The 23408-nt window shown below is 65.2% G+C and carries 22 protein-coding genes; 12 read left to right on the plus strand and 10 right to left on the minus strand.

All coding sequences use genetic code 11. From position 1 onward, the window contains the following. Positions 1-2: 2 nt before the first annotated feature. The 6 genes from ACJA3S_RS11125 to ACJA3S_RS11150 form a co-directional block, all read right to left on the minus strand. Entirely contained in the window at positions 3-668 is a 666-nt protein-coding gene (locus ACJA3S_RS11125; RefSeq protein ID WP_170029536.1) for a response regulator transcription factor, read from the minus strand. Positions 669-725: 57 nt separating this feature from the next. Continuing rightward, a complete protein-coding gene (locus tag ACJA3S_RS11130; RefSeq protein WP_406821871.1) occupies positions 726-1286 on the minus strand; it encodes a PQQ-dependent catabolism-associated CXXCW motif protein in 561 nt (186 codons plus the stop codon). A gap of 289 nt (positions 1287-1575) precedes the next feature. Next, positions 1576-2367, minus strand: a complete 792-nt coding sequence (locus ACJA3S_RS11135; protein ID WP_406821872.1) for an ABC transporter permease — start codon at positions 2365-2367, stop codon at positions 1576-1578. Further along, entirely contained in the window at positions 2364-3104 is a 741-nt protein-coding gene (locus ACJA3S_RS11140; RefSeq protein WP_406821873.1) for an ABC transporter ATP-binding protein, read from the minus strand. The genes ACJA3S_RS11135 and ACJA3S_RS11140 overlap by 4 nt, the downstream gene beginning before the upstream one ends. Then, a complete protein-coding gene (locus ACJA3S_RS11145; protein ID WP_406821874.1) occupies positions 3101-4090 on the minus strand; it encodes a YVTN family beta-propeller repeat protein in 990 nt (329 codons plus the stop codon). Before ACJA3S_RS11145 ends, ACJA3S_RS11140 begins: the two co-directional genes overlap by 4 nt. A gap of 32 nt (positions 4091-4122) precedes the next feature. Then, positions 4123-5316 (minus strand): ABC transporter substrate-binding protein, encoded by a 1194-nt coding sequence (locus ACJA3S_RS11150; protein ID WP_406821875.1) that lies wholly within the window; start codon positions 5314-5316, stop codon positions 4123-4125. A 157-nt stretch (positions 5317-5473) separates the two neighbouring features. Between ACJA3S_RS11150 and ACJA3S_RS11155 the strand changes: the two genes are divergently transcribed. Both ACJA3S_RS11155 and ACJA3S_RS11160 read left to right on the plus strand, forming a co-directional pair. Next, positions 5474-6751 carry a histidine kinase gene (locus ACJA3S_RS11155; protein ID WP_406821876.1) on the plus strand — a complete coding sequence of 426 codons (1278 nt, stop codon included), beginning with the start codon at positions 5474-5476 and terminating at the stop codon, positions 6749-6751. Next, on the plus strand, positions 6748-7386 hold the full coding sequence (locus tag ACJA3S_RS11160; RefSeq protein ID WP_406821877.1) for a response regulator: 639 nt from the start codon (positions 6748-6750) through the stop codon (positions 7384-7386). Before ACJA3S_RS11155 ends, ACJA3S_RS11160 begins: the two co-directional genes overlap by 4 nt. Positions 7387-7452: 66 nt before the next feature. Here ACJA3S_RS11160 and ACJA3S_RS11165 read toward each other — a convergent pair whose 3' ends face one another. Together ACJA3S_RS11165 and exaA are read right to left on the minus strand one after the other, a co-directional pair. Further along, positions 7453-8112, minus strand: a complete 660-nt coding sequence (locus ACJA3S_RS11165; RefSeq protein WP_406821878.1) for a pentapeptide repeat-containing protein — start codon at positions 8110-8112, stop codon at positions 7453-7455. 64 nt (positions 8113-8176) lie between these two features. Then, positions 8177-10057: a quinoprotein ethanol dehydrogenase gene (gene exaA / locus ACJA3S_RS11170; protein WP_406821879.1), complete on the minus strand. Its 1881-nt coding sequence runs from the start codon at positions 10055-10057 to the stop codon at positions 8177-8179. A gap of 253 nt (positions 10058-10310) precedes the next feature. Between exaA and pedF the strand changes: the two genes are divergently transcribed. From pedF to ACJA3S_RS11220, 10 genes are all read left to right on the plus strand, one after another. Next, positions 10311-10772 carry a cytochrome c-550 PedF gene (pedF, locus tag ACJA3S_RS11175; protein ID WP_170029546.1) on the plus strand — a complete coding sequence of 154 codons (462 nt, stop codon included), beginning with the start codon at positions 10311-10313 and terminating at the stop codon, positions 10770-10772. A gap of 5 nt (positions 10773-10777) precedes the next feature. Continuing rightward, positions 10778-11653, plus strand: coding sequence for a substrate-binding periplasmic protein (locus ACJA3S_RS11180; RefSeq protein ID WP_406821880.1), 876 nt, complete (start codon positions 10778-10780; stop codon positions 11651-11653). Positions 11654-11734: 81 nt separating this feature from the next. After that, positions 11735-12496 (plus strand): quinoprotein dehydrogenase-associated SoxYZ-like carrier, encoded by a 762-nt coding sequence (locus tag ACJA3S_RS11185; RefSeq protein ID WP_406821881.1) that lies wholly within the window; start codon positions 11735-11737, stop codon positions 12494-12496. 41 nt (positions 12497-12537) lie between these two features. Continuing rightward, positions 12538-13470, plus strand: a complete 933-nt coding sequence (locus tag ACJA3S_RS11190) for a quinoprotein relay system zinc metallohydrolase 1 (protein WP_406821882.1) — start codon at positions 12538-12540, stop codon at positions 13468-13470. Between the two features lie 272 nt (positions 13471-13742). Then, a complete protein-coding gene (gene pedH / locus ACJA3S_RS11195) occupies positions 13743-15527 on the plus strand; it encodes a PQQ-dependent alcohol dehydrogenase PedH (RefSeq protein ID WP_170029550.1) in 1785 nt (594 codons plus the stop codon). A gap of 161 nt (positions 15528-15688) precedes the next feature. Then, positions 15689-17209, plus strand: coding sequence for an aldehyde dehydrogenase family protein (locus tag ACJA3S_RS11200; RefSeq protein WP_406821883.1), 1521 nt, complete (start codon positions 15689-15691; stop codon positions 17207-17209). Positions 17210-17480: 271 nt separating this feature from the next. Then, the gene (gene pqqA / locus ACJA3S_RS11205) at positions 17481-17552 is read left to right on the plus strand and encodes a pyrroloquinoline quinone precursor peptide PqqA (RefSeq protein WP_003243383.1); all 72 of its coding nucleotides are present in this window, start codon (positions 17481-17483) and stop codon (positions 17550-17552) included. Positions 17553-17602: 50 nt separating this feature from the next. Continuing rightward, positions 17603-17875, plus strand: coding sequence for a pyrroloquinoline quinone biosynthesis peptide chaperone PqqD (gene pqqD / locus ACJA3S_RS11210; RefSeq protein ID WP_406821884.1), 273 nt, complete (start codon positions 17603-17605; stop codon positions 17873-17875). Positions 17876-17964: 89 nt separating this feature from the next. Further along, entirely contained in the window at positions 17965-19128 is a 1164-nt protein-coding gene (gene ercA, locus ACJA3S_RS11215; RefSeq protein WP_170029553.1) for an alcohol dehydrogenase-like regulatory protein ErcA, read from the plus strand. Then, positions 19112-20836, plus strand: coding sequence for a NahK/ErcS family hybrid sensor histidine kinase/response regulator (locus ACJA3S_RS11220; protein ID WP_406821885.1), 1725 nt, complete (start codon positions 19112-19114; stop codon positions 20834-20836). The genes ercA and ACJA3S_RS11220 overlap by 17 nt, the downstream gene beginning before the upstream one ends. 146 nt (positions 20837-20982) lie before the next feature. Here ACJA3S_RS11220 and ACJA3S_RS11225 read toward each other — a convergent pair whose 3' ends face one another. Next, the gene (locus ACJA3S_RS11225) at positions 20983-22770 is read right to left on the minus strand and encodes a thiamine pyrophosphate-requiring protein (RefSeq protein WP_406821886.1); all 1788 of its coding nucleotides are present in this window, start codon (positions 22768-22770) and stop codon (positions 20983-20985) included. 78 nt (positions 22771-22848) lie between these two features. After that, a complete protein-coding gene (locus ACJA3S_RS11230) occupies positions 22849-23268 on the minus strand; it encodes a low affinity iron permease family protein (protein WP_406821887.1) in 420 nt (139 codons plus the stop codon). Positions 23269-23408 lie beyond the last annotated feature (140 nt).

Consider the following 23408-nt stretch of genomic DNA (forward strand, 5'->3'; position numbering starts at 1 on the left):
GCTCAGCGGCGCAGGTAATCGCCGAAGTCGATATCACCGGCGCTGAGGATGGCCTGCACCCGGTTGTGTACGTTGAGTTTGCGCAGGATCGCCGAAACGTGGGCCTTGACCGTGGTCTCGGCGATGTCCAGGGTGTAGGCGATCTGTTTGTTCGACTCGCCCTTGGTCATGCGTTCGAGCACCAGCAGTTGCTTGCGGGTCAGCGCCTGGAGCATTTCCGGCGGGAAGCTCGGGGTATCGTTCAGGCGCCGGCTGGTGCTGCTTTTCTGGGCGCGGATGATATCCGGCGGCAGGTAGACATTGCCGTTGAGGATCTGCTCGATGGCGTCGATCATCTGCGAACGAGGCGACGACTTGGTGATGAACCCCACCGCACCGTAGGTGATGGCCTGCAGCACGATCTGCTTTTCCTGCTCGGCCGAGACGATCACCACCGGTGTGGTGGGGGCCTCGTTGCGCAGGGTGATCAGACCGTTGAGGCCATGCATGCCAGGCATGTTCAGGTCGAGCAGGATCAGGTCGAGGTCATCGTGCTCGCGGGTCAGCGCCAGGGCACTGTCCAGGTCGGCGGTTTCCATGACTTCGCTGCCCTGAAACCCGTCGCTGATGACATTGTGGATAGCTTCGCGAAACAGCGGGTGATCGTCGGCAATCAGAATTTTGTACATGGCCTTTTCACCTCGTTTTTATGGGATGGAGCGGGGGCACGCATTCGCCAAGCGAATTCAGGGAAAGGGTTCTGGTTGCGCGGGGGCGAGTGGCAGATTGGCCTGCTGCCAGGCGTCCAGGCCGTCGCGATACCAGTACAGGTTGTTATAGCCCAAGGCCTTCGCGCGTTTTACCGCGTTCCAGCTCAGCCAGCAATCCGATCGGCAGTAGAACACCAGCGGTTGCTGCCTGCGCCCGGCAGTGGCGTCCTGCAGGTGGCGGGCGAAGTAGCCTTGCCAGGCCGCGCTCAGCTCGCCATCGCCGGTGTTGGCCAGCCAGCGGCTGCCGGGGATGTTGCTGTGCGGTTGGTCTTCGATGAAGCGGCCTTGCAGCCATTGGCGCCGATACACGTCGATCAGGACCGGGGCGGGGGTCTGCTTCAGCAGCCCTTGCAGCGTGGCGGTGTCGATCACCTGGGCGCCGTCGACTTGCTGCGGGGTGGGGCTGCGGTAGAGGCTGGTGCGATAACCGTCGGCGGAAAACAACGGTTCCGTGCCGGCCTGGGCGATGCCCAGCGACAGACTCAGCGAAAAGGCCACCAGCAAGGGGCGCGGCAGCCGGGGCAGGGCACGTGGCATGGGGGTTATCCTTTTTGTTATAGGCCCATTACATGCCAGCGGCGGTGCATTGTGAATGCGACGATCAGATAGCAAAGGCAGTACTAAAGTAGTAGATGGCCTGACGCGTTGACGGTCGCGCCGATCCCCGGTTGGATGCACAACCCGTGTAGGAGCGGCCTCGTGTCGCGATCGGGCTGCACAGCAGCCCCACTATTTCAGCTGCGCCGCAGATACCGCCGGGGCTGCGCTGCAGCCCGATCGCGACGCAAGGCCGCGCCTACCAAAGCGCGTTCCCATGCGGGGTGGATCAGCGTGGCTTGCGCAGGGCCGCGTGCTGGGGGTTGAAGGTGAGGATCGCCAGCAGGCTGAACAGCGCGGTCAAGCCCAGGCACACCGCCAGTGCCAGCAGGTTCAGTCGCTCGTACAGCGCAAAGCGCACCAGTTCCACCGCATGGGTGAACGGGTTGACTGCGCATAGCCAGTACAACCACTGGCTGGCCTCCTGCATCTTCCACAGCGGGTACAGCGCCGAAGACAGGAAGAACAGCGGAAAAATCACGAAATTCATCACCCCGGCAAAGTTCTCCAGCTGGCGGATCGCGTTCGACAGCAACAGCCCCAGGGCGCTGAGCATCAGTGCCACCAACAACAGCACCGGTAACGCCAGCAGCAGGCCAGCGGCCGGTGGTTGCACGCCGTACAGCCAGGCAATGGCCAGGAAGGCGTACACCTGCAGCAAGGAAATCAACGAGGTGGCCAACAGCTTGCTGCCAAGCAGGAACGGCCGTGGCAACGGGCTGGTCAGCAGCACGCGCATGCTGCCCATCTCGCGGTCATAGACCATCGACAGCGAGCCCTGCATGCCGTTGAACAACAGGATCATGCAGGCCAGGCCGGGGATGATGTACACCTCGTAGGGGATATAGGTGTCGTAGGGTTCGATGATCGCAATGCCCAGGGCCGCGCGAAACCCGGCGGCGAATACCAGCAGCCACAGCAGCGGGCGCACCAGGGCGCTGAGAAAGCGCGTGCGCTGCAAGACAAAGCGCAGGCATTCGCGCAGCAGAATGCCGTTGAAGCATTGCCAGTAGGCGTTCATTGGGCTTTCACTCCTGAAGGCGTGCTGGTCAGCCGGGCAAAGGCGTGGTCGAGGTCGCCGCCGTGCGCCTGGCTCAGGGCGGCGGCCGTACCGCTGGCCACCAGGCGCCCCTGGTGCAGGATCAGCAGGTCATCGCTGGGTTGGACTTCGTCCAGCAGGTGGGTGGTCCACAACACGCTGAGGCGTTGTTCGCGGCACAGCAGCCGCAGGTGCTGGTTGAGCGCCAGGCGGCTGGCCGGGTCGAGGCCGACGCTGGCTTCGTCGAGCAACAGCAGGCGCGGCTCATGCAGCAGCGCACGGGCAATCTCGACTCGGCGTCGATGGCCGATGTTCAATGCCCGGACTGGCTCGCGGCGGCGCTCATCGAGGCCCTGGCGGGCCAGTTCGGCCTCCACCCGCAGGTTGCCCTGGCGCCGCGACAGGCCATGCAGCGAGGCGTGGTAGCGCAGGTTCTGTTCGACACTCAGGTCCAGGTCCAGGGTGCTTTGCTGGAACACCACGCCCAACTGGCGCAAGGCCGGGCGTGCGGCATTGCGCAAGGAACAGCCGCACACGCGGATGTCGCCCTGCTGCAGGTCGTAAAGCCGCGTGAGCAGGGCGATCAAGGTCGACTTGCCGGCGCCGTTGGGGCCCAGCAGCGCGGCGAAGCGCCCGGGCGCCAGGCTGAACGCGACCTGCCTGAGCGCCTGGCGTGGGCCGTAGGCAAAGCTCACGTCACTGACTTCCAGTGTATTCATGGCGTCACCACCACGCCCCAGGGGTAGCGGCCGACCTTCACCGACTTGAGCACCTTGAGGTTTTTCGCATCGATCACCGACACGTCGCCGCTGACGCCGTTGGTGGCCAATAACTGGCTCTGGTCCGGGGTGAACGCCAGTTGCCATACCCGCCGCCCCACCAGCAGGTAGTCGAGCACCTCGAAGGTCTTGGCATCGACCACCGCCACATGGTTGGCGGGGCCCAGGGCGACGAAGGCGTACTTGCCATCGGCGCTGAGCTTGATCCCCACCGGCTGGACCTTGTCCGGGTGCACGCCCTTGATCTGGAAGGTGAGGGTCTTCAGCACCTGGCGCGTGGCCACGTCGAGAATGGTCACGGTGCCGCCGATTTCCGCCGAGGCCCACAAGCGTGTGCCGTCCTGGCTGAATTCGACAAAGCGCGGCCGCTGGTCGACCGGGGTGCTTTCGGCCAGGGTCTGGGTGCTGGTGTCGATCCAGTGCAGCATGTTGGTGGTTTCGCTGGTGTTGACCGCCCACTTGCCATCCGGGCTCACCGCCATGCCTTCAGGCTCGATGCCGACATCGATCTGCCCGAGCACCTTGTCGGTCTGGGTGTCGATCACGGTTACCAGCGCGTCGTCCTCGTTGGACACGTACAGCCAGCGGTCGTTGGGGTGCAGGGCGAACTGCTCGGGGTCCTTGCCGGAGGGCAGCTCCTTGATGATCTTGCGGGTGGCCACGTCCATCACCTGCACTCGGTCCGAATCGCTGGCGCAGATGTACAGCAGCTTGTGGTCGTGGGACAGCAGCAGGCCGCGCGGGCGCTGGCCTACCGCCAGGGTGTCGGTGACTTCCAGGGTTTGCAGGTCGATCAGGCTGAGGCTGTTGTCCTTCTCGTTGGACACCCAGGCGGTGGCGGCCATGGCCTGGCCGCTGGCAAGCGCCAGGGCGCCCGACAGCAGGCTGGGGTAAAGCAGGGCCCGGTGGAACAGGCGGCGAGGCATGGCGACATCCTTTTTTTGTTGTGGTTATCGGCTCAGGGGTAGCTACAGCTGACCTCGGGCTTGTCGTAGCCCAGGCTGTCCATTTCGTTGGACGGGTGCAGGAAGCCTTCCTGCGGCGAAGTGCTGACCAGCGCCCGTGGCTGCACCAGCGGGATCGGCTGGCGCAGCTCGCCGTTCCATGGGCGATAGCTGAGCTTGCGGCCCTTGAAACCGTCCAGCGGCAACTGCTCGCTGAGCAGCAGCTGCTGCACGGCGTGCGGCTCGACCTGGCGCAGTTTGCTGACTGCGCTGGCGACACTGCGCACGGCCATCCAGGCGGCGAAGTCGCGGTCGTTCATCCAGCGCCCGGCCTGGGCCTCGAAGCGCTTTTGCAACTGCGCCGCGCCGAAGGTTTCCACGGTCTTGTGCCAACCGGTGGGGGTCAGGCCCTGGGTCCCGGCGACCGGGCGTGGGTACCAGGTCTGGTAGGGCAGGTACTCGCCGAAATCGCCACGTTCGTCGGCCACCAGCACCACATCGTACTCGGCCGTTTGCGTGAACAGCGGCATGTCGGCCTGGGCGCTGCGGCGCTGGTCGTTGTCGAAGGTCCAGGGTTTTTCCGCCACCAGCTGCAGGCCGAAGCGCTTCGCGGCACGCCGCAGGGCAGCGGCATAGGCGCGGTCGTCATCGGTCTGGCCGACGATCAGCAAGGCCCGCTGCCATTTGCGCAGCACCAGGAATTGCGCCAGGGCATCGGCCAGCATGGCGCGGCCGGGCAGACTGTGCAGCACATTGCCCAGGCACTGGCTGCTGCGCAGGCTGTCGTCCGGGCTGCCGGCGTTGAACAGCAGGCTGTCAGGCAATGCGCCAGACAAGGCCCGCAGGCTGGCAGCCGGGGCATTGACCACGAACAGCCGCAGGCCTTGTTCATGCTGGGCCTTGGCCGCCTGCAGCAGGGCTTCGGGGCTGTCGACGCGGGCCTCGCTCAGGTGGAATTGCTGCTGCAGGAAGCGGCCGCTGCTGTTGCTGTCGACAATCGCCAGCCTGGCGCCTTGCAGCCCGGCATCGCTGGGCTCGGGGATGACATTGGACAGCAGCGGGCCAGGGTCGGGGCGATAGCCCAGGTAGCCGATGCGGACCTGCAAGGGCTCGGCAGCCTGGCCCCGGGCAGCGGGCGCCAGGGCCGTAGACAGGGTGGCGGCGAGGGCCAGCAGGCAGGTCAGGGCAAGGTGGGCAGGCTGGCGCATAAAGCGACTCCACGGCAGATGGCGCCAGCATAGGAAGCCCACCACGACGGGGAAATATGCAGAAAGTAGCGCCCGGCCGGTACCAAGGTAGTAATTCGCCACGCTGGCGCCGGTCTTACGATGGGCCGCAATCTCGCCACACTGAGGAAAACCGCGCATGCGCCTGCTTGACCTGTCGGCCCTGTGGCGGATCAACCTTTGCGTCACGGTGTTTTTTCTGCTGGTGATGCTGGCCTGTGCCGGGGTGCTGTTGCACCAGGCGGTGGCCGATGTCGAGCGCGAGTTGCAATCGGCCGAAGCGGTGGTGGCTTACCTCGGCGATACCGCCGAGCGCGACCCGGCCCATCTGCAGCCGCGTTTGACCCACAGCCTGCGCCACGTGCGGGTGCATTGGCTGGCGGCGGATGAAGCGCTGCCGCTGCCGCAGGAGCGCGGCGTGGATGCCTGGCTTGGCCGCCACCTGCTTGGCGAGCGCCACCAGGCTACCCGTTTGCTGCAGCTGAGTGATGGCCGCCGGGTAGTGATTGCCGTGGATGCGCGGGATGAAATCGACGAAGTCCGCGACTCGCTGCAACAGTTGGTGGGCCTGTGTGGCCTGGCGCTGTTGCTGAGCTTGCTGACCATCCGCTGGGCCGTGCGCCGCGGCATGGGTTTGCTGGATGAACTGCTGCAGGCCCTGCGTCAGGTCTCCGGTGGGCAGTTGAGCGCGCGCCTGCGCGAAGCCGGCCTGCCGGAGGCGCGCCAGCTGGCCAGGCATTTCAACCACATGGCTGCATCGCTGGAACAGGCCCGCACCGACAATGCCCAGCTGACCCAGGCGCTATTGGCCGTGCAGGAGCGCGAACGCACCCAGCTGGCGCAAACCCTGCACGACGACCTCGGGCAATACCTGGCAGGTATCCGTGCCCAGCTGTGCCTGCTGCGCATGGTCGCCGACCAGCCGGCCGCGGTGGCGCAGACCACCCGCATCCTGGAACTCGATTGCCAGCGCCTGCAGCAGGGCTTTCGCGCGTTGGTGCATGACTTGTATCCGCTGGCGCTGCAGCACATGCCGCTGGCTGAGGCGTTTGCCCTGCTGGTGAGCCAATGGCAGGCCAGCCAGGGCATCGATTGCCGCCTGCGGGTCGGCGCGCGCCTGCCAGCGTTGCCCGGGGCGAGCCGCACGCACCTGTATCGCCTGTTGCAGGAGGCGTTGACCAACGTCGCCCGACACGCCGCGGCCAGCCAGGTGCGGGTGCGCCTGCAACGCAGCGCCAGGGGCATGCGCCTGCTGGTTCGCGATAACGGTTGCGGGGCACCACAGCCGCTGCGCCCGGGGGTCGGCCTGCACTCGATGGCCGAGCGCGCCCGCAGCCTCGGCGGCGAATTGCGCATCCTCAGCCGCCCCGGTGCCGGCTGGGCGCTGGCCCTGGACATTGCCATGGAGGTGTCATGAATATCGTGTTGGTCGATGACCACGCCGTGGTCCGCCAGGGCTATGCCAGCCTGCTGCGGGCGGTGCTGCCGACGGTGCAGGTGCGCGAAGCGGCCAGTGGCGAGGAGGCGCTGGCGCGGGTGCAGGAGAAAGTGCCCAACCTGGTGATCATGGACTTCGGCCTGCCCGGTATCAGCGGCCTGGAAACCACCCGACGGTTGCGCCAGCGCTTGCCGCAACTGCGCGTGCTGTTCTTCAGCATGCACGATGAACTGCCGCTGGTGCGCCAGGCCCTGGACGCCGGGGCCTCGGGTTACCTGACCAAGAACTCGGCGCCCGAGGTATTGATCGAGGCGGTGCAGCGGGTGTTGGCCGGGCAGGCCTATATCGAGCATCCCTTGGCCACCCAGCTGGCCTGCACCTCGCCTCAGGGGGCCTGTGACCCACGCTTGCAGTGCATGACCCAGCGTGAGCTGGAGATCTTCGTGATGCTGGCCAAGGGCACACCGGTGCGGGTGATCGCCGAGCAGCTGTGCATCAGTGCCAAGACCGTGTCCAACCACCTGACCTTGCTCAAGAGCAAGCTGCAGGTCAGCTCGCATGCCGAGCTGGTGCATTTGGGGATCGACTTGGGGGTAGTGCGGGTGGCGGGGTGAGGTTCGGCCTGGTAGATGCGGCGCTCGGTCTCCCAGGCGCTGAACCTGTCACGCCGGACCCATCGCTCATTTGTCCCAGGTCTCGGGGCAACCCTTGCACCCCTGCATGTTGGCATCCTGGAAATTCCCGTAATGCTGCCGCGCCCCGCGCAGGTCGGCACCCTCCAGGTTGCTCTGGCCGAACTTGGCCTCCTGCAGGTTGGCATCGGCCAGGTTCGCCCCTTGCAAATCAGCCTTGCTCAACCAGGCCATCTCCAGGTCCGCGGCCCGCAGGTTGGCCTGGTGCATCTTCGCCCCGGACAACCTGGCGAATTCCAGGTAGGCCGCGCCAAGGTCGGCCTTGGCGAACTGCGCCCCTTGGGCGAACAAGCCCCAGCCCTGGATCGCCACCAGCTTGCTGTCGCTCAGGTCGGCCAGGCGCAGGTTGCTTTGCTGCAGGCTGGCGCGGGTCAGGTTGGCGCCTTGCAGGCGGGCCTGTTCCAGGTTGGCCAGGTCCAGCCGGGCGTGACGCAGGTCGGCACCGCGCAGGTCGGCGCCGGCCAGGTTCATCTTGCGCAAGTCCTGGTTGGCCAGGTTGGCGCCACGCAGGTCAGCCCCCGGGCACTGGCTGGCTTCGGCGATCCGGCAGCCGTTGATGGTCAAGGGGGTATCGCTTTCAGCGTCGTCGGCGTTCATGGCCAAGGTAGGGGAAAGTACCAACAGCAACGCCAATGGCAGGTAGTTCATGGCAAAGGTCCCGGCAGGCAGGTGACAGTACGGGGAGGGGCGCAGGCCCGCTCCCCGCCGTGGGTCAGCGTTGTGCAGTCTTGTTGTCCCAGCTGGGGATCTTGAACACCCAGAACGAGCCGCCCTGGGCCACCGGCTTGGTCAGCTCGGCCATGTCGCCGCCCCACAGCGGTACCGCACCGCCGTAGCCCACGGTCACGCCGATGTACTGCTCGCCGTCCTGTTCCCAGGTGATTGGCGGCGAGACGATGCCGCTGCCGGTCTGGAACTTCCACAGCTCCTTGCCGGTCTTGGCGTCGAACGCCTTGAAGAAGCCGTCACCGGTGCCGGTGAACACCAGGTTGCCCTTGGTCGCCAGCACGCCGGCCCACAGTGGCAGCGGTTCCTTGTGCTCCCACACCAGCTTGCCGGTGCTCGGGTCCATTGCGCGCAGGGTGCCGACGTGGTCGTCATACATGCGCTTGATGCGGAAGCCCATGCCCAGGTAGGCAGAGCCTTTCTTGTAGTTCACTTCCTCGGTCCAGTACTCCTCTTTCCACTGGTTGCCGGGGATATAGAACAGGCCGGTATCCTGGCTGTAGGCCATGGGGTTCCAGTTCTTGCCACCGAGGAACGGCGGCGAGACTTCCACCGGCTTGCCTTTGCTTTCCCCCGGCAGCGGCTTGGGCGGGCGCTGGCCGGGGTTTTCCACCGGGCGCCCGGTGTTCAGGTCGATATGGCTGGCCCAGGTGATGTTGTCGACGAAGGGGAAGGCGTTCTGCAGCTTGCCGTTGCTGCGGTCGACCACATAGAAGAAGCCGTTGCGGTCGGCATGGCCGGTGGCCTTGACCAGCTTGCCGTCCTTGTTCTTGTAGTCGAACAGCACCAGCTCGTTGTTGCCGGAAAAGTCCCAGGCATCGTTGGGGGTGTGCTGGTAGAACCATTTCACCTCGCCGGTGCTCGGGTCGACGCCGACCTGGCCAGAGGTATACAGGCTGTCGTAGTCATGCGGGTTACCGTCCTTCGCGGTGCGTGCCCAGGTATTCCATGGGCCCGGGTTGCCAGCACCGACGATGATGGTGTTGCTCTCGGGGTCGAAACTGGCGCTTTGCCAAGGGGCGCCGCCGCCGTGGCTCCAGGCTTCGACCTTGCCGGTTTCGGTGGTCGGGTCATCCGGCCAGGACGGTGCCTTGACGTTGCCGGTGGGGGTGCTGTCCTTGCCGTTCAGGCGGCCCATATGGCCTTCCACGAACGGCCGCATCCACACTTCCTCGCCGGTATCCGGGTCGCGTGCGAACAGCTGGCCGACCACGCCGAACTCGTCACCCGAGCTGCCGTGGATCAGCAACACCTTGCCGCTGGTCTTGTCCTTGATCAGCACCGGGGCGCCGGTCATGGTGTAGCCGGCGCTGTGGTCGCCGAACTTCTTGTTCCACACCACCTTGCCGGTGCGCTTGTCGAGGGCGATCACGCGTGCATCGAGGGTGCCGAAGTAGATCTTGTCGCCGTAGATCGCCGCGCCGCGGTTGACCACGTCGCAGCACGGGCGGATGTTCTCCGGCAGGCGGTGGTTGTAGGTCCACAGGCGCTTGCCGGTGCGGGCATCGAGGGCGAACACCCGCGAATAGGACCCGGTGACGTAGACCACGCCGTCGCTGACGATGGCCTGGGACTCCTGGCCGCGTTGCTTCTCGTCGCCGAAGGAGAACGACCACGCCGGGGTCAGCTTGAACACGTTCTGGTCATTGACCTGGGCCAGCGGGCTCCAGCGCTGGGCGTTGGTGCCCATGCCGTATTGCAGCACGTCCTGGGTGGTCAGGTGATCGTTGGCGATGTCTTCCCAGGTGACGTTGTTGCTGGCAGGCGCCGCCGTGGCCACCGTGCCCAGGGCCAGGCTGCCGGCCAGCAGCACGGCCCGCAGGCTCAGGCACAACGGGGAAAGGGCAGGTAGCGTTGTTGTTGTCATGGTTGCAGTTCCCTGTGGAGTTTTGGCCTGCACAGGGTGAGCTGGGGCGGTTGTCGCGGGATACGGAAAACTTCCCGCGCTGGCCGGGAAAAGTTCCCGTAAGGCCCCTCTTTTGGCCCTTCGCCACAGGCCCTACTACCAAGGGAGTAAGGCCCGGCCACCAAAGCAGGATACGGCGCTGTACGGGCTGTTCCTAAGATGGCGGCACGGCCTCTGTGGTTGAGGCCATGCGTGCAAAGGTGAGGGCATAACAATGACAACACAACGAAACGTCTTGCTTGCTGCAGGCCTGCTGGCCGGCGCTGTACTGACCGGTACCGTCTGGGCCCATGGCAATGTGGTGCCCCAGGCTGTGGAAACCAAGGGCCTGACCCCGATCAAGGATGCCGGTGTGGCCGTGGACGGCGACGGCTGGGCCGCAGTCAACCCGTATCGCGAGTCCCCCGAGCACGACAAGGCGGTGGAAATTGGCGCCTCGGCCTACAACCAGAACTGCGCCGCCTGCCATGGCCTGGAAGCCAAGTCTGGCGGTATCGCCCCGGACCTGCGCATGCTCGATGCCGGTGAGGCGGGTGACGAGTGGTTCGTCGAGCGGGTACGCCACGGCGCGGTTCGCGACGGCCGGGTGTACATGCCGAAGATGGCCGACTACCTGAGCCAGGAAGCCCTGTGGGCGGTACGCACCTACCTGGACAGCGTGCACGTCGAGGAGTGACGGCCATGCGCCTGTTGGCGGTGCTGTTGACTGGCCTGCTGCTGTGCTGCGCGGCAGCCCAGGCGCAGGTACGCAACTACGACGCGATCATCGCCGCCGGCGAACTGAAGGTAGCGGTGTACCAGGATTTTGCTCCCTACAGCTTCGAGGACCACGGCCAGCCGCGCGGGGTCGACGTGGAGCTGGCGCAGGCCCTGGCCAATGCGCTGGGGGTACACCTGCAGCTGATCTGGGCGCCGCCCGGGGAAAAGCTTGACGATGACCTGCGCGACTACATCTGGCGCGGCAGCCCGCTGCGCAACCAGCAGCTGGCCGACCTGATGATGCGGGTGCCTTACGACCACGCCTATGCGCAGCGGCGCAATGACGTCGGCGAACTGGAAAACGCCCAGGTGGTGATGTTCGGCCCCTACCAGCAGGAGCGCTGGCAGGTGGCCTACGATCGCCGCCGCCTGGCCTCGGTGGCCAGTGTCGCGGTGTTCCAGCAGCACCCCATCGGGGTCGAGGTGGACAGCGTGCCGTCGTTCTACCTGACCTCGGTGTTCAACGGCATGCTCAGTGCCAGGACCCACCATTACCCCAACGTGCAGCAGGCCTTCGGTGCCATGCAGGCTGGCCAGGTGGACGCGGTGATGGCCATGCGCGGCGAGGTCGACTGGCAATTGCACCAGGCCGCCGACCCGCAACTGGCCCTGGCCGAAAATGCCTACCCGAACCTTGGCAAGCAGGCCTGGGACATCGGCATGGCGGTGCACGAGAGCAACCGCCAGCTGGCCTATGCGGTGGAGGAGGCGCTCGAGGCGCTGATCCGTGATGGGCGGATGCAAGCGATCTATGCCAGTTACGGCCTGCGCTACGAGGTGCCGGAGATGTATCAGTAACTTGCGGGTTCGCATTGGCCAGGCTCCCACAGGGGCCTTGTCGCAGCCAGTAGGTGGTGTGTTGATCAACAGGAGTTGGTTATGAACTGGCGAGCGACCTTGTTGCTGGCCTGCTGGCTGCCCTGGGCAGCCCAGGCCGGCGAACCGCATGCCACGTCGGACCCGGTGCCGTCGGTGATGTGGGATTTCTACCACAAGCAGTTGCTGGGCCAGGCAGCGTTCGTCTTCGATGACCGGGTCAAGCTGCTGGCGCCACCCTTTGCCGAGGACGCACGCCAGGTGCCGCTGGAGATCGACGCGCGGGCATTCAGCGGCGAGGTGGTACGGATCCTGGCCTGGGCCGAGCTCAACCCGCTGCCGCGGATCGTCGACTTCGAGCCCGGCGAGCGCGTATTGCCCTGGTTGTCGATCCGCATCCGTATCGAACAGGCCACGCCGCTGCGCGCCGCGGTGCTGACGCGCGACGGCCTGTGGCACGTCGGCTCGACGCTGATCGATGCCGCTGGCGGCGGTTGTACCGCGCCCAGCGTGGTCCGCACCCAGCCCGGCTGGGAGGAGCACCTGGGCGAAGTGCTGGGCGGGCGCTACCCGCGCGGCGACAGCAGCCGCTTGCGCCTGCAGGTGGCCCACCCGATGGACAATGGCCTGGTCAGCGGCATTCCGGAATTCTTCCTCAACCATGCCGAGCTGCAAGGCGCGGACGGCCAGCGCCTGGCCAGCCTCGTGCTGTATCCGGCAGTCAGCGAAAACCCCAACCTGGGCTTCGATATCCTCGGTTCCGGGCCGACCCGGCTGCTGTTGCAGGACAACAGCGGCAACCAGTTCGAGGCCGCGCTGCCTTGAGCGCGTCGCCTGGCTTCACTTACCGACCCGAGGCGCCCGTCATGCGTTGGATCCTGCTTCTGCTGCTGTGTCTGGGCCTGCCGGCCCAGGCTGACCTGGCCTACCGTCTCGAACCTCGGCAGATCGCCGAGGGCACCTGGCTGCTGGAGGGCAGCACCGCCAATTTCGCCAAGGACAACGGTGGCAACATCGTCAACACTGCATTCATTGTCACCGACAGCGGGGTGGTGGTGATCGACAGCGGGCCGTCCAGGCGCTACGGCGAAGCGCTGCGCCAGGCGATTGCCGCCACCACCGACAAACCGGTGGTCGAAGTGTTGTTGACCCACCATCACCCTGACCATGTGCTGGGCAACCAGGCCTTTGCCGATGTGCCGATCGGCGCGCTGGCTGGCACCGGCGAGCTGCTGCGCCAGCAGGGCGAGGCGATGGCCGAGAACATGTATCGCCTGGTCGGCGACTGGATGCGCGGCACCGAGGTGGTGTTGCCAACCCGGGTACTGGAGCCAGGTATGCATGAAGTGGGCGGGCACCGCCTGCGGCTGCTGGCGCTGGGCGGGCATACCGGTGCCGACCTGGCGATTCTGGATGAAACGACCGGCGTGCTGTTTGCCGGCGACCTGGTGTTCTACCAACGGGCACTGACCACGCCCAACAGCCCGGGCCTGGAGGTCTGGCTGAAAGACCTGGATACCCTGCAGGCGCTGCCCTGGAAACAGTTGGTACCTGGCCATGGCCCGGTGGCCAGCGATGCCCGGCCGTTTGCCCAGATGCGTGACTACCTGGGCTGGCTGGATGGCCTGATGCGTGACGGCGCGGCGCGTGGCGATGACATGGCCGAGATGATCCGCAGCCCGATCCCGCAGCGCTTCGCCGGAATCAGCCTGACCCGTTATGAGCTGATCCGCAGTGTCAGCCACCTGTATCCGCGCTACGAGCGCCAACAGTTGCGGCGCATCGACGCCAGGGACTGACGCGCCCTTGTAGGAGCGGCCTTGCGTCGCGATGGGCTGCGCAGCAGCCCCGGCGATTTCTGCCAGAAGCACACATCCTGGGGCCGCTGCGCAGCCCATCGCGACGCAAGGCCGCTCCTACCAAGGCGCGCAGGCCGTGGCGGCCAGGCCCATACCAAGGAACTAGAAAACTCCGCACTGCGGGCAATTGTTGGCAAGCAGGCAGCGACCAAGAATTCTCGGCACACCGGGAAAATTTCCCGGGCACAACAAAAAAACCAAAGGTAGCCGTCATGACCCGATCCCCACGTCGTCCCGTGTTCGCCGTGAGCCTGGTGCTCAGCGCCATGCTGCTTGCCAGCGCGGCCCACGCTGCTGTCAGCAATGAAGAAATCCTCCAGGACCCGAAGAACCCGCAGCAGATCGTCACCAACGGCCTGGGTGTGCAGGGCCAGCGCTACAGCCCGCTGGACCTGCTCAACAGCAACAACGTCAAGGACCTGCGGCCGGTCTGGGCGTTCTCCTTCGGCGGTGAGAAGCAGCGTGGCCAGCAGGCCCAGCCGCTGGTCAAGGACGGGGTGATGTACCTGACCGGTTCCTACTCGCGGGTGTTCGCCGTGGACGCCCGCACCGGCAAGAAACTGTGGCAATACGATGCGCGCCTGCCCGATGACATCCGCCCGTGCTGCGACGTGATCAACCGGGGCGTGGCGCTGTACGGTGACCTGGTGTTCTTCGGCACCCTGGATGCCAAGCTGGTGGCCCTGAACAAGGACACCGGCAAGGTGGTGTGGAGCAAGAAAGTGGCCGACCACAAGGAAGGCTACTCGATCAGCGCCGCGCCCATGATCGTCAACGGCAAGCTGATCACCGGGGTTGCCGGTGGCGAGTTCGGCGTGGTGGGCAAGATCCAGGCCTACAACCCGGAAAACGGCGAACTGCTGTGGATGCGCCCGACCGTGGAAGGGCACATGGGCTACGTCTACAAGGACGGCAAGGCGATCGAGAACGGCATTTCCGGCGGCGAGGCAGGCAAGACCTGGCCTGGCGACCTGTGGAAGACCGGCGGTGCAGCACCTTGGCTGGGCGGCTACTACGACCCGGAAACCAACCTGATCCTGTTCGGTACCGGCAACCCGGCGCCGTGGAACTCGCACCTGCGCCCGGGCGACAACCTGTACTCCTCGTCGCGCCTGGCGCTGAACCCGGACGACGGCACCATCAAGTGGCACTTCCAGAGCACGCCGCATGACGGCTGGGACTTCGACGGCGTCAACGAGCTGATCTCGTTCAACTACAAGGCCGGCGGCAAGGAGATCAAGGCGGCCGCCACTGCCGACCGCAACGGCTTCTTCTACGTCCTGGACCGCACCAACGGCAAGTTCATCCGCGGCTTCCCGTTCGTCGACAAGATCACCTGGGCCAGCGGCCTGGACAAGGATGGCCGGCCGATCTACAACGAGGCCAGCCGCCCAGGGGCACCGGGCAGCGAAGCCAAGGGTAGCTCGGTGTTCGTCGCCCCGGCCTTCCTCGGCGCCAAGAACTGGATGCCGATGGCCTACAACAAGGACACCGGGCTGTTCTATGTGCCGTCCAACGAGTGGGGCATGGATATCTGGAACGAAGGCATCGCCTACAAGAAGGGCGCGGCGTTCCTCGGTGCCGGCTTCACCATCAAGCCGCTCAACGAAGACTACATCGGCGTGCTGCGTGCCATCGACCCGGTCAGCGGCAAGGAAGTATGGCGCCACAAGAACTACGCACCGCTGTGGGGTGGGGTACTGACCACCAAGGGCAACCTGGTGTTCACCGGCACGCCGGAAGGCTTCCTGCAGGCGTTCAACGCCAAGACCGGTGACAAGGTCTGGGAGTTCCAGACCGGTTCCGGCGTGCTCGGTTCGCCGATCACCTGGGAGATGGACGGCGAGCAGTACGTTTCGGTGGTTTCCGGCTGGGGCGGCGCGGTGCCGCTGTGGGGCGGCGAAGTGGCCAAGCGGGTCAAGGACTTCAACCAGGGCGGCATGCTCTGGACCTTCAAGTTGCCCAAGCAGCTGCAAACCGCCAGCGCCAAGCGCTGACGCCATGACTTGCCGCTTGCCGCCAGCCAACCGGCGGCAAGCGGCCCTACTACCAAATGACGAGAGCCCCGCTGCCAACGATGCATTCGCCCGGCAGGCGGGGCTTTTTACCATCGGTTCATCGCCTGTCGCCGGACAGGCATCGACCACAGAGGCTCAGCATGATCTACGCACAACCCGGAACCCCTGGCGCCATCGTGTCCTTCAAGCCACGCTACGGCAACTTCATCAATGGTGAGTTCGTGCCGCCTCTGGGTGGCCAGTACTTCACCAACAGCTCGCCGGTCAATGGCCAGCCGATTGCCGAGTTCCCGCGCTCCGGCGCCGAGGACATCGAGCGCGCGCTGGACGCCGCCCATGCCGCTGCCGACGCCTGGGGCAAGACCTCGGTGCAGGAACGGGCCCTGCTGCTGCTGAAGATTGCCGACCGTATCGAACAGCATCTGGAAGTACTGGCCGTTACCGAAACCTGGGACAACGGCAAGGCGGTACGCGAAACCCTCAATGCCGACGTGCCGCTGGCGGCCGACCACTTCCGCTATTTCGCCGGCTGCATCCGCGCCCAGGAGGGCGGTGCTGCGGAAATCAACGAAGGCACCGTGGCCTACCACATGCATGAGCCGCTGGGCGTGGTCGGGCAGATCATCCCGTGGAACTTCCCGCTGCTGATGGCTGCCTGGAAACTCGCCCCGGCCCTGGCCGCCGGCAACTGCGTAGTGCTCAAGCCGGCGGAGCAGACGCCGCTGTCGATCACCGTGTTCGCCGAGCTGATCGCCGACCTGCTGCCTGCCGGCGTGCTGAACATCGTCCAGGGCTTCGGTCGGGAAGCCGGCGAGGCCCTGGCCACCAGCAAGCGCATCGCCAAGATCGCCTTCACCGGTTCCACCCCGGTGGGCTCGCACATCATGAAATGTGCCGCCGAGAACATCATTCCCTCTACCGTCGAGCTGGGCGGCAAGTCGCCGAACATTTTCTTCGCAGACATCATGCAGGCCGAGCCGGCGTTCATCGAGAAGGCGGCCGAAGGCCTGGTGCTGGCGTTCTTCAACCAGGGCGAAGTGTGTACCTGCCCGTCGCGGGCGTTGATCCAGGAATCGATCTACGAGCCGTTCATGGCCGAAGTGATGAAGAAGATCGCCAAGATCACCCGCGGCAACCCGCTGGACACCACCACCATGGTCGGTGCCCAGGCTTCGGAGCAGCAGTACGACAAGATCCTTTCCTACCTGGAGATTGCCCGCGAGGAGGGTGCCCAGCTGCTCACCGGTGGTGCTGCCGAGCGGCTCAGCGGCGACCTGGCCAGCGGTTACTACATCCAGCCGACCCTGCTCAAGGGCCACAACAAGATGCGCGTGTTCCAGGAGGAGATCTTCGGCCCGGTGGTGGGCGTGACCACCTTCAAGGATGAGGCCGAGGCCCTGGCGATCGCCAACGACAGCGAGTTCGGCCTGGGTGCAGGCCTGTGGACCCGCGACATCAACCGTGCCTACCGCATGGGCCGTGGGATCAAGGCGGGGCGGGTATGGACCAACTGCTACCACTTGTACCCGGCGCATGCCGCGTTCGGTGGCTACAAGAAGTCTGGTGTGGGCCGTGAAACCCACAAGATGATGCTCGACCACTACCAGCAGACCAAGAACCTGCTGGTGAGCTACGACATCAATCCGCTGGGCTTCTTCTGACATCGGGTCGGTTGACGCGGTCGACTGTAGGAGTGGCCTTGTGTCGCGAAAGGGCTGCGCAGCAGCCCCGGCGATTTGCGCGTTCTTGCTGTATTCCCGGGGGCTGCTTTGCAGCCCTTTCGCGACACAAGGCCGCTCCTACAAATATCGCGCAACCGATCCTCCTACCAACGCACCTCGCAAGCTCGTTCCAAAGTAGCATTCGGCCCTGGCGCCGCGCATGCATTAATGCCTCTACCGGAATCGCCCGGCATAACAAGAGGACCGCCCCATGTGGACTAAACCCGCCTACACCGACCTGCGCATTGGTTTCGAAGTAACGATGTACTTCGCCAATCGTTGATGCCTGGCCGGCCATCGTCGCGATGGCCGGACCTTGTGTACCAAGCCCCTATGGAATTGATCGATCCCAAGCAGACCCTGGCCCTGGCCCGCGGCTTCCGCCTGCGCTGGGAGCCGCAGCTGGCGTGCCCGCTGTTGCTGCATGCGGGGGGCGTCATCGAACTCAACGCCAGTGCCGGCTGGGTGCTCGAACTGCTGGACGGCCAGCGTAGCGTGGCGGCAGTCATCGCCCGGCTGGCGCAGCGTTTCCCCGGGGTGACCGGGCTCGACGAGGATGTGCTGGCGTTCCTGGAGGTGGCCCGCGCCAAGTGCTGGGTCGAATGAGCCGTGGCCAGGCTTTGGTCTGGTTGCTTTCGCCACGGGATGCTTTACGCTGGCGGTTACCTTCCAGAACAATAAGAACAGGCTTTCCGATGAGCCAGAGTTTCAGCCCGCTTCGCAAGTTCGTTTCGCCTGAAATCATTTTCGGTGCCGGTTGCCGGCATAACGTGGCCAATTACGCCAAGACCTTCGGCGCGCGCAAGGTCCTGGTGGTCAGCGACCCGGGTGTGATCGCCGCCGGTTGGGTCGCCGACGTCGAGGCCAGCCTGCAGGCGCAGGGCATCGACTACTGCCTGTACAGCGGCGTATCGCCCAACCCACGGGTCGAGGAAGTGATGCTCGGTGCCGAGATCTATCGGCAGAACCACTGTGACGTGATTGTCGCGGTCGGTGGCGGCAGCCCGATGGATTGCGGCAAGGCCATCGGCATCGTGGTCGCCCACGGGCGCAGCATCCTCGAGTTCGAAGGCGTGGACATGATCCGCGTGCCCAGCCCGCCGCTGATCCTGATCCCGACCACGGCCGGTACCTCGGCCGACGTGTCGCAGTTCGTGATCATTTCCAACCAGCAGGAGCGCATGAAGTTCTCCATCGTCAGCAAGGCGGTGGTCCCCGACGTGTCGCTGATCGACCCGCAAACCACCCTGAGCATGGACCCGTTCCTGTCGGCCTGCACCGGCATCGACGCGTTGGTGCATGCGATCGAAGCGTTTGTTTCCACCGGCCACGGCCCACTGACCGACCCCCATGCGCTGGAAGCCATGCGCCTGATCAACGGCAACCTGGTGCAGATGATCGCCAACCCCGGCGACATCGCCCTGCGCGAGAAGATCATGCTGGGCAGCATGCAGGCAGGGTTGGCGTTTTCCAACGCGATCCTGGGGGCGGTGCACGCCATGTCGCACAGCCTGGGCGGGTTCCTCGACCTGCCACATGGCTTGTGCAACGCGGTGCTGGTAGAGCATGTGGTGGCGTTCAACTACAGCTCGGCGCCGGAGCGTTTCAAGGTGATTGCCGAAGTGCTGGGCATCGACTGCCGCGGCCTCAACCATCGGCAGATCTGCGCGCGCCTGGTGGAACACCTGATCGCCCTGAAACGCGCCATCGGCTTCCATGAGACCCTGGGCCTGCATGGGGTGCGCACGGCCGATATCCCGTTCCTGTCGCAACATGCCATGGATGACCCGTGCATCCTCACCAACCCGCGTGCGTCGAGCCAGCGTGATGTCGAGGTGGTGTATGGCGAGGCCCTCTGACGACCAGCAGCGGGCCCTGGCCGGGCTGCTGGGGCTGGGCGACCACTCGGCACGCAAGAGCCATTACCCGGAGCTGGCGGCGCGCCTGGACGAGCTGGAGGCCGAACGCAACCGCTACAAGTGGTTGTTCGAGAATGCCGTGCACGGGATTTTCCAGGCCAGCCTGCAGGACGGCATGCGCGCGGCCAACCCGGCGTTGGCGCGCATGCTCGGTTACGACCACCCGCAAGCGTTGCTGCAGTGCCTGACCGATTTTGCCAGCGACCTGTTCGTCGAGGCCGACGAGCTGCACGCCATCACCGCGACCCTGGCCCGTGAACGCAGCCTGCACGGTTATGAAACCCGCTTGCGCCGCAAGGATGGCAGCCATATCGATGTGCTGATGAACCTGCTGCTCAAGCCTGGCCATGAGGGCCTGGTGGAAGGGTTTGTCGCCGACATCACCGAACGCAAGTTGGCCCAGCAGCGCTTGCAGCAACTCAACGACGAGCTTGAGCAACGGGTGGCTGCACGCACCGACGAACTGCTGGAGGCCAACCGCAACCTGCAACAGCAGATCGCCGAGCGCAAACAGATCGCCCGCGCCCTGCGCGATGCCCGCGACGCTGCGGAAACCGCCAACCGCAGCAAGGACAAATACCTCGCCGCTGCCAGCCATGACCTGCTGCAGCCGCTGAATGCTGCCCGGCTGCTGATTTCGACCTTGCGCGAACGGCCGTTGCCGGAAGCGGAAAAAGTGCTGGTAGAACGCACCCATCAAGCCCTGGAGGGCGCTGAGGACCTGCTGACCGACCTGTTGGACATCTCCCGGCTTGACCAGGCAGCGGTCAAGCCGGACGTGGCCTCGTATCGACTCGACGAACTGTTCGGGCCGCTGGTTTCGGAGTTTCGCACGGTGGCTGACGCGGCAGGCCTGAAACTGCGTGCCCGCATTGGCGACTATGCCATCAGCACCGACCTGCGGTTGATGACGCGCATCCTGCGCAATTTTCTCAGCAATGCCTGCCGCTATACCGATGAAGGCCGGATCCTGCTGGGGGCTAGGCGCCGTGGCAGGCATTTGCGCCTGGAGGTGTGGGACACCGGGCGGGGTATCGCCGAGGATCGGCTGCAGGCGATCTTCCTTGAATTCAACCAGCTGGACGTGGGCCGTGCCGCCGATCGCAAGGGCGTGGGCCTGGGGCTGGCCATCGTTGAACGGATCGCCAAGATCCTTGGCTACCGGGTCGAGGTGCGTTCGTGGCCGGGGCGTGGCTCGGTGTTCAGCATCGAAGTACCGCTTGGCCAAGCGGTACCGCTGCCGGTCCACCCGGCCGTACCGCAGCCTGGCACCGGCAACCCATTGCCGGGCCGGCGGCTGCTGGTGGTGGACAATGAGGTGAGCATTCTCGAAAGCATGGGCGCATTGCTTGGGCAGTGGGGCTGCGAAGTGGTGACGGCAACCGACCAGGCCGGAGCATTGCTGGCCTTGCAAGGGCAGGCACCGGAATTGATCCTGGCAGATTTTCACCTGGACCACGGCGTGGTTGGCTGCGAGGTGGTCAGGCACTTGCGCGAGCATTTCGGCAGCGCCATTCCGGCGGTGATCATCACCGCTGACCGCAGCGATCAGTGCCGGCGCTCGTTGCACAAGCTCGGTGCGCCGCTGCTGAACAAACCGGTCAAGCCGGGAAAGCTGCGTGCAGTATTGAGCCAGCTGCTGGGCTAGGCATTGCTGGTCATTCACTAGCGAAGCGGTTGGCTGGCACCGGCTGTGCCGGTGATCGCGGCTGAAGCCGCTCCTACCGGTGCAGCGTCAACGCGGAGCCGGCGCTTTACTTGTGGGAGCGGGTTCACCTGCAGCTACCCGGTTGCTCATTTCTTGCCAGGCAATACCGAACTGAGGACTTGCCTGGCCGTCTGCAGGATGACGCCGGCCTGGTCAGGGTCGCCCTTGAGCAAGCTGCTGGCGAATTTCTTCGCCTGCTCCAGCTTGATGTGCGGCGGCAGCGGCGGCACGTTCGGGTCGGTCTTGAACTCGATCAATACCGGCCGGTCCGCCGCCAACGCCCGCTCCCAGGCGGGGATGATGTCTTCCTCGCGATCCACGTAGATGCCCTGCAGGCCAATGGACAGGGCGAACAGGTGATAGGGCACATCCGGTATCGACTGTGAGGCTTCGAACTTCGGGTCGCCCTCCATGACCCGTTGTTCCCAGGTAACCTGGTTGAGGTCTTCGTTGTTGAATACCGCGCAGATCCACTGTGGGTTCTGCCATTGCTGCCAGTACTTCGCCACGGTAATCAGCTCGGCCAGGTTGTTCATCTGCATCGCGCCGTCACCGACCAGCGCCACCACGCAGCGCTGCGGGTGGGCGAGCTTGGCGGCGATGGCGTAGGGCACGGCTGCGCCCATGCTGGCCAGGCCACCGGACAGCGAACATTGCATGCCCCGGCGAACCTGCAGGTCGCGGGCGAACCAGTTGGCACAGGAACCGGAATCACTGGTGACAATGGCCTGGTCCGGCAGGCGCGGGGAGAGCTCGTACACCACGCGCTGCGGGTTGAGCGGCTCGGCTGTGGCCTGGGCGCGTTTGGCCAGGGTCTTGTCCCACTGCGCACGCCAGCTTTCGATCCTGTCGCGCCAGCCCCGTTCGCGCTTGTGCTCAAGCAGCGGCAACAACGCAGCCAGGGTTTCACCGGCATCGCCAACCAGGTTCACCTCCATCGGGTAGCGCAAGCTGAGCATGTCCGGCTGCAGGTCGATCTGTACGCCGCGGGCCTGGCCTTCGCGCGGCAGGAATTCGGAATAGGGGAAGCCGGAGCCGATCATCAGCAGGGTGTCGCATTCGCTCATCAGCTGGTAGCTGGGTTCGGTGCCGAGCAGGCCGATGGCGCCGGTGACCCACGGCAGGTCGTCGGGCAGCACGGCCTTGCCCAGCAGCGCCTTGGCCACCCCTGCACCGAGCTTCTCGGCTACCGCCATGACCTGCTCGCTTGCCTGCAGGGCACCGGCGCCGACCAGCATCGCCACCTTGCGCCCGGCATTGAGCACCTCGGCCGCGCGCTGCAGGTCTGCCTCGAAGGGCAGCACCCTGGGCCTGCTGTAGCCGATGCCGGAATGCACAGTGCCGTGTGCCTTGGGCGGTTCGTGATAGGGCAGGTCCTGCAGGTCGTTGGGCAGGATGATGGCGGTGACTCGGCGTTCGCCGACGGCGGTACGTACCGCGCGGTCGAGCAGATGGCGTACCTGCGCGGGCGTCGAGGCCTGCTGGACGAAGGCACCGGCCACGTCCTTGAACATCGACAACAGGTCCAGTTCCTGCTGGTAGTGCCCGCCCAGTGCCGCACGGGCCTGCTGGCCGACGATCGCCAGCACCGGCTGGTGGTCCATGCGCGCGTCGTACAGGCCGGTCAGCAGGTGCGAAGCGCCGGGGCCGGAGGTGGCCATGCACACGCCCAGCTCGCCGGTGAACTTGGCATGCGCGCTGGCCATGAAGGCGGCCATCTCCTCATGGCGAGCCTGGATGAACTGGATCTTGCCATTGGCCCTGGCCAGTGCGCCGAACACGCCATTGATGCCATCGCCTGGGTAACCGAAGATGCGCCTTACGCCCCATTGGTACAAGCGTTCCACCAGAAAGTCGCCTACCGTGCCAGTCATGCTGTTCTCCTGGGCTGTCATCGATAGGGGTCTGGACTTGGCACAGCTCGGGAAAGTTTCACCTGTGTTGCCCGCGACCTAGCGCTGCTGGTCGCCCAGCCGTTGCTCCGGCTGTTGCTGCTCAACGCCGGGTGGCCCGCCTGCGGCTTGCTTGCCTTCAGCCAGGGCCCGGTATTCCTTGCGTAGCGCCTGCAGCTTCTTGCTGTCCATGTCTTCCAGGTCGAGGACTGACATCTCGGTATGCTTGGTTGCACGGATCAGCTCGTCTAGCTTGACATGAATGATGTCGTTGTCGCGGTTCTGGGTGTTCTGGATCAGGAACACCATGAGGAAGGTAATAATGGTGGTGGAGGTGTTGATGATCAGCTGCCAGGTATCGTTGTAATGGAACCACGGCCCGGTGAGGCCCCATACCACGATGAGCAGCAAGGCGATGAGGAAGGTCTGCGGTCGTCCGGCGTGGTTGGACAACCATTGGCAGAATTGGGCGAATTTCATGATCTCGTCTCCAGGTGCGCCTGTAGCTTGTGACCCTGGCAATGGTCGGGAAGTTGTTTTTTTCGCAGGCCCGGGACGCACGGTCGGTCGCGTTGAAGTTGAACGTCGCACGATCACGGCGCTCTTACCTGCAAAGGGTA

This window comes from Pseudomonas sp. KnCO4, assembly GCF_045344305.1.
In the GTDB taxonomy this organism is placed as follows: Bacteria; Pseudomonadota; Gammaproteobacteria; order Pseudomonadales; family Pseudomonadaceae; genus Aquipseudomonas; species Aquipseudomonas anuradhapurensis.

What these genes read in the sequence shown, in the direction of transcription:
- ACJA3S_RS11225 (WP_406821886.1), bottom strand. Translation starts at nt 22,770, where the DNA reads ATGACTGGCACGGTAGGCGACTTTCTGGTGGAACGCTTGTACCAATGG.
- ACJA3S_RS11180 (WP_406821880.1), top strand. Translation starts at nt 10,778, where the DNA reads ATGCGCCTGTTGGCGGTGCTGTTGACTGGCCTGCTGCTGTGCTGCGCG.
- ACJA3S_RS11185 (WP_406821881.1), top strand. Translation starts at nt 11,735, where the DNA reads ATGAACTGGCGAGCGACCTTGTTGCTGGCCTGCTGGCTGCCCTGGGCA.
- pedF (WP_170029546.1), top strand. Translation starts at nt 10,311, where the DNA reads ATGACAACACAACGAAACGTCTTGCTTGCTGCAGGCCTGCTGGCCGGC.
- ACJA3S_RS11150 (WP_406821875.1), bottom strand. Translation starts at nt 5,316, where the DNA reads ATGCGCCAGCCTGCCCACCTTGCCCTGACCTGCCTGCTGGCCCTCGCC.
- ACJA3S_RS11125 (WP_170029536.1), bottom strand. Translation starts at nt 668, where the DNA reads ATGTACAAAATTCTGATTGCCGACGATCACCCGCTGTTTCGCGAAGCT.
- ACJA3S_RS11190 (WP_406821882.1), top strand. Translation starts at nt 12,538, where the DNA reads ATGCGTTGGATCCTGCTTCTGCTGCTGTGTCTGGGCCTGCCGGCCCAG.
- ACJA3S_RS11200 (WP_406821883.1), top strand. Translation starts at nt 15,689, where the DNA reads ATGATCTACGCACAACCCGGAACCCCTGGCGCCATCGTGTCCTTCAAG.
- ACJA3S_RS11160 (WP_406821877.1), top strand. Translation starts at nt 6,748, where the DNA reads ATGAATATCGTGTTGGTCGATGACCACGCCGTGGTCCGCCAGGGCTAT.
- ACJA3S_RS11135 (WP_406821872.1), bottom strand. Translation starts at nt 2,367, where the DNA reads ATGAACGCCTACTGGCAATGCTTCAACGGCATTCTGCTGCGCGAATGC.
- ACJA3S_RS11155 (WP_406821876.1), top strand. Translation starts at nt 5,474, where the DNA reads ATGCGCCTGCTTGACCTGTCGGCCCTGTGGCGGATCAACCTTTGCGTC.
- ACJA3S_RS11145 (WP_406821874.1), bottom strand. Translation starts at nt 4,090, where the DNA reads ATGCCTCGCCGCCTGTTCCACCGGGCCCTGCTTTACCCCAGCCTGCTG.
- ACJA3S_RS11140 (WP_406821873.1), bottom strand. Translation starts at nt 3,104, where the DNA reads ATGAATACACTGGAAGTCAGTGACGTGAGCTTTGCCTACGGCCCACGC.
- pedH (WP_170029550.1), top strand. Translation starts at nt 13,743, where the DNA reads ATGACCCGATCCCCACGTCGTCCCGTGTTCGCCGTGAGCCTGGTGCTC.
- ACJA3S_RS11230 (WP_406821887.1), bottom strand. Translation starts at nt 23,268, where the DNA reads ATGAAATTCGCCCAATTCTGCCAATGGTTGTCCAACCACGCCGGACGA.
- ACJA3S_RS11130 (WP_406821871.1), bottom strand. Translation starts at nt 1,286, where the DNA reads ATGCCACGTGCCCTGCCCCGGCTGCCGCGCCCCTTGCTGGTGGCCTTT.
- ACJA3S_RS11220 (WP_406821885.1), top strand. Translation starts at nt 19,112, where the DNA reads ATGGCGAGGCCCTCTGACGACCAGCAGCGGGCCCTGGCCGGGCTGCTG.
- exaA (WP_406821879.1), bottom strand. Translation starts at nt 10,057, where the DNA reads ATGACAACAACAACGCTACCTGCCCTTTCCCCGTTGTGCCTGAGCCTG.
- pqqD (WP_406821884.1), top strand. Translation starts at nt 17,603, where the DNA reads ATGGAATTGATCGATCCCAAGCAGACCCTGGCCCTGGCCCGCGGCTTC.
- ACJA3S_RS11165 (WP_406821878.1), bottom strand. Translation starts at nt 8,112, where the DNA reads ATGAACTACCTGCCATTGGCGTTGCTGTTGGTACTTTCCCCTACCTTG.
- ercA (WP_170029553.1), top strand. Translation starts at nt 17,965, where the DNA reads ATGAGCCAGAGTTTCAGCCCGCTTCGCAAGTTCGTTTCGCCTGAAATC.